General features: G+C 37.5%; 9 protein-coding genes and 1 tRNA gene. 4 read left to right on the top strand and 6 right to left on the bottom strand.

Annotated elements, in window-relative coordinates:
- Nucleotides 1-41: 41 nt before the first annotated feature.
- The gene (locus G6053_RS24245; protein WP_108636480.1) at nucleotides 42-842 is read left to right on the top strand and encodes an N-acetylmuramoyl-L-alanine amidase; all 801 of its coding nucleotides are present in this window, start codon (nucleotides 42-44) and stop codon (nucleotides 840-842) included.
- 62 nt (nucleotides 843-904) lie between these two features.
- Nucleotides 905-1,852, top strand: a complete 948-nt coding sequence (locus tag G6053_RS24240) for an MlaD family protein (RefSeq protein WP_108636481.1) — start codon at nucleotides 905-907, stop codon at nucleotides 1,850-1,852.
- Between the two features lie 532 nt (nucleotides 1,853-2,384).
- Here G6053_RS24240 and G6053_RS24235 read toward each other — a convergent pair.
- From G6053_RS24235 to G6053_RS24215, 5 genes are all read right to left on the bottom strand, one after another.
- Nucleotides 2,385-4,466, bottom strand: coding sequence for a S9 family peptidase (locus tag G6053_RS24235; RefSeq protein ID WP_165308835.1), 2,082 nt, complete (start codon nucleotides 4,464-4,466; stop codon nucleotides 2,385-2,387).
- Nucleotides 4,467-4,854: 388 nt separating this feature from the next.
- Nucleotides 4,855-6,342 (bottom strand): cell envelope integrity protein CreD, encoded by a 1,488-nt coding sequence (creD, locus tag G6053_RS24230; RefSeq protein ID WP_165308834.1) that lies wholly within the window; start codon nucleotides 6,340-6,342, stop codon nucleotides 4,855-4,857.
- Between the two features lie 4 nt (nucleotides 6,343-6,346).
- Nucleotides 6,347-6,838, bottom strand: a complete 492-nt coding sequence (locus G6053_RS24225) for a hypothetical protein (RefSeq protein ID WP_108636484.1) — start codon at nucleotides 6,836-6,838, stop codon at nucleotides 6,347-6,349.
- Nucleotides 6,839-6,891: 53 nt separating this feature from the next.
- On the bottom strand, nucleotides 6,892-7,194 hold the full coding sequence (locus G6053_RS24220; RefSeq protein ID WP_108636485.1) for a transcriptional regulator: 303 nt from the start codon (nucleotides 7,192-7,194) through the stop codon (nucleotides 6,892-6,894).
- Nucleotides 7,191-7,802, bottom strand: coding sequence for a hypothetical protein (locus G6053_RS24215; protein ID WP_165308833.1), 612 nt, complete (start codon nucleotides 7,800-7,802; stop codon nucleotides 7,191-7,193). Before G6053_RS24215 ends, G6053_RS24220 begins: the two co-directional genes overlap by 4 nt.
- A gap of 149 nt (nucleotides 7,803-7,951) precedes the next feature.
- Between G6053_RS24215 and G6053_RS24210 the strand changes: the two genes are divergently transcribed.
- A tRNA-Leu gene (locus tag G6053_RS24210) sits at nucleotides 7,952-8,033 on the top strand.
- 68 nt (nucleotides 8,034-8,101) lie between these two features.
- On the top strand, nucleotides 8,102-9,427 hold the full coding sequence (locus G6053_RS24205) for a trigger factor (protein ID WP_108636487.1): 1,326 nt from the start codon (nucleotides 8,102-8,104) through the stop codon (nucleotides 9,425-9,427).
- 197 nt (nucleotides 9,428-9,624) lie between these two features.
- On the opposite strand, the gene G6053_RS24200 is transcribed toward G6053_RS24205, so the two are convergent.
- Nucleotides 9,625-14,010, bottom strand: a complete 4,386-nt coding sequence (locus G6053_RS24200) for a translocation/assembly module TamB domain-containing protein (RefSeq protein ID WP_165308832.1) — start codon at nucleotides 14,008-14,010, stop codon at nucleotides 9,625-9,627.
- Nucleotides 14,011-14,015 lie beyond the last annotated feature (5 nt).

The raw sequence follows: 14,015 nt of genomic DNA, 5'->3' as shown, positions 1-14,015 counted from the left end.
ACTCATTTTGTATCGTTTATAGTAGAGCAAATAATTATTCAATGAAATCAGATTTAAGAATTAGAAAATGGTGTAGCATTATAGTTGCTACTTTGGGATTTTTTTTATTGAATTCTTTCAAATTAAACAACGGCCAACCCGAGCCACCTGACTATCAGATCAAGACTATTGTTATTGATGCTGGGCATGGTGGAAAAGATACTGGAGCACAGGGCCGTCGATCCCTAGAAAAAAATGTAGCTTTAGATGTCGCACTAAAGCTCGGAAGGCAAATTCAAAAAGATATTCCAGGGGTAAAAATCATCTATACGCGCACGACAGACGAATTTGTGGAATTATATAAGCGTATTCGTCTAGCAAACGCAAATAAGGCGGATCTGTTTATTTCGATTCACTGTAACTCTGGTGGCTCCAGTGCTCATGGAACAGAAAGCTTAGTGTCAGGTTCCCATCGTCTAGGACAGCAGGATGCTGCCGTTCGAGAAAATGCATCACTTTTGCTGGAATCGAATTACAAAGAAAACTATCAGGGATTTGATCCAAAAGATCCCGAAAGTGCAATTATTTTCTCATTGATGAAAAACAGATTCCGTGAAAAAAGTATCCGCCTGGCACAAATGATTGAAGGTGAGTATGTAAAAGCAGGAAGACATAGTCGAGGATTCTGGGAAAAAGGTTTAGCTGTACTTGCTGAAGCAGGTATGCCAGCTGTCTTGACAGAAATTGGATTTATCAGCAATAGGGAAGAAGAGAGTTATCTATTATCAGAGACAGGACAACAAGAAATTGTCGATAATTTGGTTTCGGCTTTAAAAATTTATAAAAATTCAGTAGAACGCTAAACAGATTTGCTTTTGTACTGTTTTAAACTTATATTAATGATGCATTACAAAAGAAATAATTTGTGAAAATATCAAACGAAACAAAAGTCGGCATATTAGCAACCGTTGCGATCGCGCTATTATTTATTGGGTACAGTTTTCTAAAAGGAAACGACGTTTTCAGTAGCGATAATACTTTTTATACGACTTATAGCACAGTCGATGGATTAACATCTTCCAAACCGGTTTTAGTGAATGGTTATCAAATAGGCAGGGTGTCAAAAATGACCTTGCAACCAGATGGTAAAATAAAAACAGAATTTAAGATCCATTCCCATTACGATATTCCTAAAAATACCATCGCCCGAATTTCAAGCACAGATTTATTGGGTAGCAAGGCGATTGTATTTGAAATGGGTAATAGTACGGACATGGCCAAGGATGGTGATTTTCTTAATTCAGGTGTGCAGCCCAATATTATGGACAAGGTCGAGCCGATTCAAAAGCGTATAGAGACCATTACGATTAAGCTGGATTCTACACTTTCCGTAGTTAATACAGTTCTGGATAAGCAATTCCAGGATGATTTTAAAAGCAGTATCCATAGTATTTCAACCTCGTTGAAGAATGTAGAAGGGATTACAAAAGATGTGGAAGGCTTGGTTGGAGATGAGAAGGGACGATTGAATAGGATCATGGCAAACCTGGAATCCATCACATCCAATTTCGCACAAAATGGTGAAAAAATAAATTCAATCATGGCTAATCTAAATAATATTACAGACAAAGCAGCGCGATTGGATTTTGAACAAACTATGAATAAGGTAAATGCAACAATGGCCGATTTTCAGAACATCACGAGTAAGATAAACAGTGGTAAGGGATCGATAGGCTTGTTGCTCAATGACGAAGAATTATACAACAACCTGAATAATGCATCAAAAGAGATGGATAATCTGATGAAAGATGTCAAGGAGAAACCTGGTAAATATATCAAGCTTTCTATTTTTGGAAAAAAAGGTGAAAAATAGATTTCGTTTATTGGATATAGTTAATAATACAAAAAGCCTGCAATTTGCAGGCTTTTTGTATTTAAGACTTCTTTAGCAAGTGAAGTTGGCTCGCTCTGCTGGTACTTAACTTATTACCAAGTTGATACCATGTCCAATATTAAAACCCTATTAATACTTTTTTTATAGGGTATTAACAGAACCTTAATAGGGATATACCCCTGTTAACCCCCTGTTATACCCCTGTAAACCCCCTGTAATATCGCCGTTAATAGATAGGCAGGTATTAATCAGTGGTTAACATGCTCTTTCATTATGCAAAATGATCGAAAAAGATTGATGAAATAGATTACATCCATTCGGATGGTCAATTTGTAAGGGGAAATCAATAATCTGAATCCGTAAATATCCGGTTTTACTTTAGGGTCGTGCATTAAACTAACTATTAACGCCACTTAATAAGTGGCGTTAATAGTTAACAATTGTAATAGTTTATTAGCTATTTTATCAGTAGTGTAAGTGTATTCGCTCACTATCTGATTTTACAGCGGTATTAGAGGGTTTCTTTAAGCCATGTAAAGAATTCTCTCTGCCAGACCTGCGCGTTCTGCCCAGACAATACCCAGTGGTTTTCATCAGGGAGATAAACAAGTCTGCTCTTTATTTTTTTCAACTGAGCAAGTTGAAAGGCTGCTAAACCCTGTCCTATTGGAACACGATAATCTTTTCCGCCTTGAAAAATCAGAATAGGCGTATGCCAGTTGTTTGCTTTTTCAATCGGATTAAATTCGGTATAGGATTTTTCATTTTTGTTATCCCAGTATGCTCCGCCTAATTCATGATTTGCAAAGAATAGCTCTTCTGTGGTGCCATACCAACTTCTCATGTCAAATAAACCATTGTGCGCTATGAAAGTTTTAAAACGGTTTTGATGTACGCCAGCCAGTTGGTAAACCGAATAGCCGCCATAACTGGCTCCGATTGCTGCACGGCGAGCTGTGTCAACATATGATTCCTTGGAGATATCATCTATTGCAGCTAAATAATCTCTGATCGGCTGACCGCCCCAGTCTTGGGAGATCGCTTCGTTCCATTTGACTCCCCAGCCCGGCATACCTCTACGGTTTGGTGCGATAACAATGTAGCCTTGGGATGCGATCAACTGTAGGTTCCAGCGAAATGAATAAAACTGGGTGAGTGCCGATTGTGGTCCACCTTCGCAGTAAAGTATTGTTGGATATTTTTTTGCGGGGTCAAAATTTGGCGGATAAATTACCCATGAAAATAAATCTGCGCCATCAGATGATTTTGTAATCCGTTTCTCAATTTTATTTTCAGCAATTGTTGCATACTTGTCATCATTCACCTTGGTGATGGCTGTCAAAGATTTATTTTTGAGATCGAAGCTGAAAATTTCGGTCGCACGTGTAAACTTTGTCAATGTGACGATCAATTTATCCCCAGTTTGCCCTACAATACCTGTAATATCAAAATCTCCGGTAGAAATTTGCTGGATCTTTGGAAGATTTTTCGATTTGACATTCGAAGGTACTTCCAGTTCGAATAATTGTACGGTGCCTTTGATTGCAGCAGTAAAGTAAATCTTACGATTGTCGTTGCTCCAGATAAAACTGTTGATTGTGCCATCCCAATGTGAAGTCAAATTTAAACGGATAGCGTTGTTTTTATCAAATAAGATGATGTCATTTTTATCAGATTCGTAGCCCTCAGTTTTCATGCTGAGCCAAGTCAGACTTTTTCCGTCCGGCGAATAAGCTGGTGCGATGTCATAACCATTCATGCCCTCAGTAAGGTTAGTCGTGGTTCCGGAAGAAATCTCATAGCGGTAGATATCCGTATTCGTGCTTACAGCATAATCTGTTCCGAAGTTTTTCTTGCAAACATATAATACCGCTTTACTGTCAGGAGACCAGATAAAATCTTCTGCACCGCCAAAAGGTGCCTGTGGACTATAATAGGGCTGATCTTTGAGCAGGTCTACCGGTTCTCCTATTTTACCATTGCTATAACTGGCAATAAAAGGATGATTGAATTTACCATCATTGAAGGTATCCCAATGACGGTAATCTAAATTATCATAGATATAGGCATCAGACTTCGGCAATTCTGGATATTTGTCAGTACTGTGGTATTTTTTGATCAATACGGGACGGCTAAAAAGAATATGCGTTCCATCCGGAGAAAATTTAACATTCTCCAAAGCCATCTCACCGGATGTCAGTTGTACTGCTTCGCCTTTGGTCAGATTTTTTTTCCACAAATGACCTTTTGATAGGTAGATCACATCGCCATTTTTTTCGATTTGAACTACCGTTTCCCCTCCCTTTTGATCAGTTAATTGGCCAGTCGTACCATTGGTCAATGAAACTGTAAAAAGATTCTTCTCACTTGCATTGCTTTCCAGGTTGTAATTGGATACACCGTATACCAACGTTTTACCGTCTGAGGAAAGTGCTTCAGCGGATACCCGTCCGAGCTCCCAAAGCTTACTGGGGGTAATAGGTTGTGGGTTTTCTGTAACCATTTTAAAACTGGATTTTCCACCTTTGCTTTCTTGCGCATTGCTAAGCTTGCATGCCATAATCGCTAATGTAAATATTGTAAGTTTATTCATCCGCATAAATTATTTATAAGTGTTGTCCCATCGGTATAAATGAGCTCGTTTCACTCGGTTTGTTTATTCATTATTTCATTTTCCCTTTAAGGCATTCATGCTGCCTTCGGCGGTTTCAATGGTGATGAAGCTATCAGATTTATTCATCGAGTGGATGTTTTAAGCGGTATTCATGAGCTCGCTTTGCTCGGTTATTCACTCTCCAGTGCGATTGAATAAATCATGTATAATGCTGAAAAATATCCCTGCAAGTTACAGATTTTGCGAGTAAATGCTAAGTAAAGCATAAAAATAGCCGCCTTATTTTTGAAAAGGCGGCTATTGGGAGACGTAGGTTTACTTTTTAATTAATATTCGGATAATGACCCAGTAAATTTTCAGATGTTGTCTATTGATCAGCATGGTTGTTGTCAAATTGATACCAGTTAATTTTTGTAGAAACACGCATCAGGATTGCCAAAATGATGAAAATACCAATTGTCCCTGCAATGAGTGAGTAGTCCCGAAGTTGCATAAGTAGGTAGATGAACAGATAAAAAGTACCTAAGATAGCTCCGAACAAAAGGGCCGTTTTAGGATCTTTGGTAATCGCTTTGATAAAACTTCCAATAAGCAATACAGTTGCGATCGATGCAATTAGATAGGCCAGATTAAATCCGATATGCTCTGATAAAGCTAATAGTAATGTGTAAAAGAGTACCATGGCGGCTCCGATCAGTACATATTGAATAATATGTATTCTTTTTTTCTTGATTATTTCGGTGAATAGAAGCGAAGTGAAGGTCAATAGGATGATCAATATACCATATTTAGCAACCCTGGTTGTTTTTTGGTAATTGTTGATGTCTGGCAGAAAATTTATAGTAATCATATCCGAATTCACCAAGATGTCGCTGGGTATAATGGGATTGGATGCAGTACTCGTAGCAGCTTGTGTAAGTTCAACGTCATCTGTTAAACTTCCCTTGTGCTTTTCGAAACGATAGATTGGAAGGATATCCCCTGACCACTGTTGTGGTAACTTACGACTAAAAGAAGGAATTTCCCAAGATGCTGAGAAATTAGTTTTGTCAATTGTTCGTTTGGTTGGTAAGAATGCGCCGACAAAGCTCGGATTGGCCCAATTCCCTCTAGCGGAAATATTTGTTTGATCACTGAGCGGGACAAAATTCAAAGATTTAGATCCTTTGAGGTTTAGTGTGATTTTGAAGTGGTTTTCATTTTCGTTGGGGCTGATAGAAATGGGGCAAACTAAATTTTGACTGAATAGTTTGAGGTTGTTAAAATCAGGATCAAAAGTCAACTCTTGCCCATTCCAGCTAAGGAGAGGGCGTTTGCCCAGTCCTTTAAAATCTTGTATGCCAAATACAAGCCGGCTTCCTGTCCAATCTATCCTTTCGGCGGGAATTTCCAGTTTTGTTACATCAATTTTATTGAAACGTCCGTCTATCGAAATACTGCTATTATATACTACGGAGTTATAGATGCCACGTGATAATTGTTGCGGGCTGATGTCCGTGGTGATATTAGCGTTTTGGGGGAGGATAAAGATCCATTTTGTCTGTTTGTATTCTAATGTCGTAGCATCATTAATTTTTTCAATTGGCTTCTGAATAGTTTCGCGGTAGGGGATTGCTAAGACCGGGCCGGAAATAACTTGTTCTTGCCCCCAGTTAAGAGCGATGTCTTCGGACACACTTTGTTCTCGCGTTTTGCGTTCCTCAATCAGATCGCTGATTAGTGTCAGCGGTATGAGCAAGAGGAGCGAAAGAAATAGAATGACAAATAACTTTAGGACAGTTGAGTTGCTAATTTTATCAAATAGCGAATTTTGCGCTGTACTGAATGACGTGTTAGAACTATTGTGATTTTCCATGATTTCATTTGTTTAAGTTTATTTGAATATTTTTACTATATAATGCAATTTGGAATTCAGTAAGTTGGTAATGAAGTATATCCTTAAATTCTATATGGTGAAATTTTTGTAATGATCGCCCCTTGTGAAAAGTTTTTTTGTAATATTTGAAATGTTCTGGAAAAAGGATGCCTCCGATTACGATCATTCCGATCAGATAAAGGCTTATTTTTCCATTTCCCAATAAAAGATATTGCATGGCAATTTCATCTTGTATTTCGGTTCCTGTTTCCGTTATTATATGAAACACATCGTGATTTTCCAATTTAGCCATAACATCAAATCCCTTACTCAAGTAAAAGAGACCTAAACCATGACCGATGCTACCAAGAGGGTAGGCTAGAAATTCTTCTTTGCTAATTCCCCATGCTTTTTTGTTCCATTTAAAAATATTTGCATACACGCTGGAAGACCAGTTGTAGAGGTGCAGCATAAGTTTTAATCGAGTTCCTTTCATTTTTTTTGTTGTTTTAAAAGTACTTTGATTTTCAAAGTGATTGAATAAAAAAATTATTTGTATTGTTGTTTTATTAAATTTTCTAATGCAATAAGATGATTTTCAAATGCTTTTAATCCTTTTGTCGTTCTTTTATATCGGGTATTGGGTTTGCGGTCAACAAAACTTTTTTCCACGACAATATATTCTTCTTTCTCCAATGTTTTAAGGTTAGAGGCTAGATTACCATCGGTTACATCCAACAATTCTTTCAGAGAATTGAAGTCGTATTCTTCATTCGCTGCAAGAACACTCATAATCTGTAAGCGGACTCTGTTTTCAAATACTTTGTCATATAAAGAAAGATCCAATTTCACGATTCGTACTTTTTGTAAACGATAAAACCATAGATGATATGTAGCACACCAAAACCCAATCCCCATAATAGCAGTCCGTGGTCAGGAAGACATAGTGCCAGTAGTCCTAAGGATATCTCAAGTATGCCTAACCATCTCACCTCAGTAAAAGTATAAATGCTACCAGCAGCCAAAGCTACACCATAGAAAATAAGCAACATCCCTGCAATCAAATGATAATAACCCTGAGCAAGCAGGATTAGCACCAACAGGCCTCCAGTTACCAATGGGATTGAAACTGCAAATAAAAGAGATTTGCTCGTAATGTTCCAAATAGACTGTCGACTTTTCTTCGCTTTTTTACGCGCCATGAGCCATCCGGTCAATAGTGAGAGCACAAGAATGAAAATAGCAAGTATTAGAAAGATATTTAATAACGTTAGATCGCCTGTGAATTGATTGTTCAAGGCTTCAGTATTGGTCGTAATGTAGTAGCCAAGTAAAGTGCCTAATAAAGCATAACAGCCAATGAGTACACCTGACAATCCGCTTATAGAAACAAATTTGGAGGATTTTTCCATCAATGATCTAATCTGTCCAAGCTCTTTAAATAAATCTTTCTGTTCCATAAAAGTACTTTGATATTCAAAGTAAATGAATAATAATGAATTATGCAAGAGGAGAATAGAATATTGAAAAAAAATAAAAAAAAGAGTATAAAATACTTGCAAGATATAGGTTTGGTTTCTATCTTTGTGGCATCAAAAGAAATCCTAATGCGGAAGTGGCGTAATTGGTAGCCGCACCAGACTTAGGATCTGGCGCCGCAAGGCGTGGGGGTTCGAGTCCCTTCTTCCGCACTTGATGTCCTCCCGAACTTAAAACCTCGGGAGGATTTTTTTATGAATGCGATATAGCTAAAAAGAGTATGAATATTTCACACGAGAATGTAGATGCAATCAATGCGGTAATCAACGTCGCATTAGCACCTGAAGATTATAATCCTCAAGTCGACAAAGAGATTAAAGCGCAAGCTAAAAAGGCAAAATTACCGGGTTTCCGTCCAGGTCAAGTTCCTGTGGGACATATCAGACGTACCTATGGTAAATCTATCTTATTTGATGAGATCAATAAATTGGTGAACGATAAAATCACGAATTATATTTCAGAAAATAAATTAGAGGTTTTGGGTCAGCCGCTTCCTTTGGAAGACGATGCGCAATATAGCTGGGATTATAAAGACAACTTCAATTTTAAATATGAGATTGGTCTAGCACCTGCTTTTGATTTGCCTTTTACAGCTGAGACTGAGTTTGCTGTTTACGATATCAAAGCTGACCAAGAGACTTTGGCGGATCGTATCAAAAACTTACGTCGTAGCTATGGAAAGATGACCAATCCAGAAGTATCCGAAGAAGGTGATGTATTGTATGCAACCTTAAAACAAGATAAAGAGGAAGGTCTTGAAAAAACAACTTCAATCCGTACGGATATCGTTGAAGATGCGAAAATCAAAAAATCTTTGGTAGGTCTTAAAAAAGACGATACTGTTAAAATTGATGTTAAGAAAGCTTTCAAAACTGAAGATTTAGCACGTATCTTGGGCATTACTGAAGAAGAAGCTACAGCTTTGGATGTAACTAAATTTGAGTTGACTGTTAAAAATATCAACCGTTTAGAAGAGGCTGATCTTAATCAAGAGTTTTTCGATAAATTATTTGCTGAAGGTGAAGTCACTGAAGAAGCCCAATTTACGGAAAAAGTAAAGGAAGAAGTAGAAAACTTATTTAAGCAAAACTCAGATCAAAAACTACGTAATGATATGTATACTTTTGGTATGGAGAAAGTAGACGTTACATTCCCTGAAGAGTTCTTGAAAAGATGGTTGAAAGCTACTAACCCTAGCATTTCTGAGGAGGAGCTTAACGAAGGTTTTGCTGATTTCTTGAATAACTTGAAATGGACAATCATAGAAAACCGTGTTGTTACTGAAAACGGTCTTGAAGTTAAATATGATGAAGTAATCAATTTAGCGAAGGAACGTATTTACGCACAAATTAAAATGTACAATATCAACGAAGAACCTTCTGATGAGCAATTGAACCAATTTGCAATTCAATTGTTGCAAGACAGAGAGCAGGGTAATCGTTTATTCGAAGAAGCTAAAGCTTTAAAAGTATTTGATCACCTAAAAGGTTTGGTGAAATTGAATAGCAGCGATATTGAATTTAAAGAATTCGAAAAATTAGCGTAAGCAATTTTAAACAAAAAAAAGGCTTCCAAATATCTTGGAAGCCTTTTTTTTTGTGTCATCGATCGCTTTTGTTTTATCTTTTTGGATCTCAATTGAATTTGATTGATGGGTTGTAGTATTCTCCAATCACTCACATACTTTGTCGCTAATAGTAAATAGTCCAGATTTGTCACTACTTATATTTTAGTTCTCTACTGTTAGTTTGGTTGGCTTTTCTTTACCTCTGTTTGTGCAGGAACAATGCTGTTATTTTTCTTTCCTATAGGAAACAGCCGCTTTATAAATTCGGAGAACGAGTTGAACTCTTGCCGATATAATAGTCCAAAGGCGCTGATGTATTCCCCGTCATTTGGACTAAGAAGAAAATTTCTTGTATTTAAACGGTTTGATGCCCGAAGGACGAGACGACCGTCTTTGCGTAAATAAAACATTGCCTCTGCATCAGTAGAGACACGGTCTGAGAATACATTCAAGTCAGTTAGGGCCTGACTTCGACGGTCTGAAATACCGCCAGTAAGAACCAGTCTGTCATTAAATAAACGAAGCGAAGCGGATGCATCATTCAGTGACTTGATATTGATGTCAAAGAAGTTGATATTGAGTGATTGCGCGATAATATTATTGATTTGATTGAACGCAATTTCGGTTCCTGCAGATAGTAATGTGTTATTTACCTCTTTTCCAAAATCACTTTGTGTGCCGGGAGTGAAGCTACGCCTTACAATCAAACTAAGTGCTTGCTGGTTAACATTGTTGGCATCAGAAAAATATCCCTGCAACTCATCCTTGACACCTGGGTTTTGTGGGAAATTGATATCAAATGTAATGTCTGGCTGACTCAACTGCCCTTTTAAAATCATATCTGCCTGCGCTAATACACGCTCAGGGTTTTCTTCCCTTCCTGCAGCATTATAGAGTGGCGCTAAGCTTGTTCTTTGTTGGTAAATTGCATTGATATTAATATTTGCCTCAGCTGGGTTACCCGCCCATCGCACGGTACCGCCTTCCTTTAAATCAAAAATTTTGTTGATGTAATCCTGTGCCGTGAAATTAAACTTCCCGCTGTTAATGATAAAGTCACCGAACATTTCAAAATCTCCAAGCGAAGATATCCGCATATTGAGGTTACTATTTCCCTTTCCGGATAATTCACCCATACTAGAAAAAAGGTTGATTTCGGCATTTGGTGTGATCAGCAGATCCATGTTCATTGTTAGCCCGCCAAAATCACGTTTCTTTTGATTTTTCTTGATTTTGGTGGAATCTTTTTCAATGAAATAGATAAAATCACTATCCGAGATTGTACTGGCGCTATTAAAGGGTATATTGATGACAGTATTTTCCTCTGACTTAGCACGTATATTGATATTCATTGCAGATGTCAGACCCTTGAACTGGAAATTTCCGGAAGCATATGCGGTACCATAATAGATGTTATTATCTTTTATGGTTGTATTCAATATCATGAAATTTTTTGCTTCAGCAGTTACATCTATATCAGGATCACTTAGCTTATTGAGGTCAACAACGCCGTCGATTGTAGCCACATTATTTTTCTGATCATATATTTTGAGCCCCGTAAGGAATATTCTATTGTTGGTCACATTGATTTCATCGGAAAGGCGATAAGGCGTCTTTAGGTAATTGATAACCATTGACGCATTGTCAAGCTTTCCGGTTCCGCTAATTTTAGGATTTAGGATATCGCCCGCAATCGCTAAGTCTGCATTTACTTTGCCCTTAATATTTGATACCAAGCTTCGTAGAAATGGTTGAAAAACGAATACGTCTGTATTTACTAAAGTAGCTTTAAGGTCAAGCTTATTACTTTCGCTTAAATGATTGTAAGATCCAGTGAGTTGAATGAGTTTATCACCTTCCTCTATTTTACTATCGAGTTTGACGAGTTGGTTCTCCGGATCGTAATTGGCACTGAGTGCTAATGCGCCAATCGGAATATTGTTGTAAAGGATAGGAGAGGTCGTAATATTGGCGACGACAAATGGGGATTTAAAAACCGAGTTGACTTCGATCTTTCCATTTAAGTTACCTGATAAATTAATCCCGTGGGGCTTCGTAATCCCATTTAGGGAGGTGAGATTGAAGTCCTGGAATTTTAAATTGATTTGATCTGAAATGTTATTTGACAGGATGCCATCTATATGTACTTTTTGCTCGGCATGGCTTAACGTGAGTTTCTCGAAATACCATTTTCCCTTTGAAATTTTCAATTGCGCATCGTTATTTACAAGCCATTGTTCTTTGTTTATCAATATATTAGATGGATAGAAATTGATGAAGGCTGGCTTTGCATGTGCAAATCGAATAACACCATTTAGATCTAAACTATTGCTTGCTTCCAATTCTGACATCTTAATGTTGAACTGTAAGCTGTCATTGACCAAGGTGTTTGAAATATTAACATTCTTGATATATGTGCTATCGGTAAAATTGATCTGATCTATAGACGTTTGTAACTCCATATTGTTTAAATTGGCGTTTTGGTCTATAATCAGATGGGTGAGACGAATACCGTTATATTTGAATTCAGGGGCATAAAAGTTAAAATTTGCAGTTTGCTTCTCGCTGGCAAATTTGGCATTCAACGTTGCCCCACTATCCAGAGAAATATCTTTTCTAAAGAATGTCGCAATGGGTCTGAATGATTTGATATTGACATTAAGGTCAAAATCCTGACGGTTGAACTCGCTCTTTTCAAATCCTATTGCCGGAGCGTAGCGCATGGCGAGAGCCTTAAAATAGGGGACGATCGTATTTAGATCTATTCTCCCCTTGAGATCTATATGTCCAATAGCGGATTGTAGTGTAAGCGACCGCGCCTCTTGATCTCCTTCTGCAAGGAAATTAATATTTTTAATCGCAAATTTACCTTTGGAGGAAGTGAAACTTACACTGTCAGATTTAAATTCCCCTGTAATGTCATTGATGTTGTCTCCAATTAAGCTCGTATGGAATTTAGTATCAATAATATTGATTGAGTCCCCATGGAAGAAATTGAGCTTTTTTAAATTAGCCTGTTGGATATCAGCATCCAGATGATAGTCCGGACGGCTGGACCAATCTATGTCAGTGGTGAACTTTAATCTGAGGTTTGGGTCGTTTACTTCCCCTGAGCCAAGAAATAATTGTTTGTCTATATTTCCATTTACTCGTATTTGCTGATAGGTATATTGCTTAAAATTGAAATTAGTGAGATTGCCGGCGACATTCAGCTTTAGGTGCTTGGGATCGGTACCTACTCCATCAAGCTGTAGGTCGAAGCCCGAACTGCCGAGATCTTTTACCTTTGTTATTTTACCAAGATCAAATGTTGGTGATTGAAACTTACCAGCATATTTGATTTCTTTACGTAGATCCAATGTTCCGTCAGCTGTAACATCGCCGATAGCTGTGGTGAAGCTTCCTTTTGTTTTAAAGTTGTTATACTGACCATTTAGACTGCCTTTGAACGCGAATTTATTGAAAAGGGCAACCACTTCAGGAAGTTTGAAGTTTTTTAAATGGCCAAGCTCGCGGATAACATTTTCAAGATCGCTATATTCAGAGGCAATTAAAACCTTGGGAACAATAAACTCTGTTTTGTCAATATCAGGTAGGCCGATAATTTTGAGATTACCCGCTAACTTCGTGTTTTTCCCGATGGTCAAATCTACCTGTGAAGCATTGATAGCTGAAACGGTACCTTCCAGATCGGATTTTTTAATCTTTACATCAAACTTGACCTGGTGCATGGGCGAAGAAAAGAAAGCGATATCTTCTGAGTGTATGTGCGAGTCGCGCGCCTGTATCTTTACATTGACTTTGTGAATAAAGTCCGAAAAATCCGAAAAATTAGTATAGCTTAATTTTAAATAATTCTTGAATGTGGAACGGTTGGTTGTAAGCATAAGGTCAATCAGTTCAATGCTTTTGGTGCTGACTGAGGCATGGGCCAGGAGCCCTTTGATAACCAAACCTTTTTTCTCGTTAAGATTGAGTGTTTTGATATCCGCTGAGATTTGATTGGAATCAATTTTTATATTCTTAAAGTGTGCATTGAGTTTGGATATACCCAGATCGCCAAAGTCCACAACTTTATTGTAGTGTTTTTGTTTGTGATTAACGTAGTTAAAGGAATTGTTATTGATGATGAGTTCTTTAACATCAAAAATTATTTTTTTTGAGCTTTTCTTCTTTTCCTTTTTCGGTGGGTTGAAATACCGGATTAAAAATGAGATGTTGCTGCTGTCCTTAAATTGTTCGAAATTACTTTCCGTATTCTCAATTTTCAATTTGTTGATGACTACTTTATTTAATTCTATCAGTTGCGATAGATTGACACTGGCTTCAATTTTTTCGGACTTTATTATTTTTTTGCCCTCCTGTGTATAGATTTCGAATCCTTCTATAACAAGGGATTTGAAGGGTTTAAAATAGATGCTTTTTAAATTGATTTTGGTATCGAGCTCGTTGGATAAATAGTTGACAGCCTTTTGCGCAACAAAGTTTTGTACGGGCTTTAGCTGTAGCGATAATGCCAATGCAAGCAGTATAATGAATATACTACCCAGGACTATTGACATTATTT

This window comes from Sphingobacterium sp. DR205, assembly GCF_011064245.1.
Classification (GTDB): Bacteria; Bacteroidota; Bacteroidia; order Sphingobacteriales; family Sphingobacteriaceae; genus Sphingobacterium; species Sphingobacterium athyrii.
This window is presented reverse-complemented; position numbering and strand designations above follow the sequence as displayed.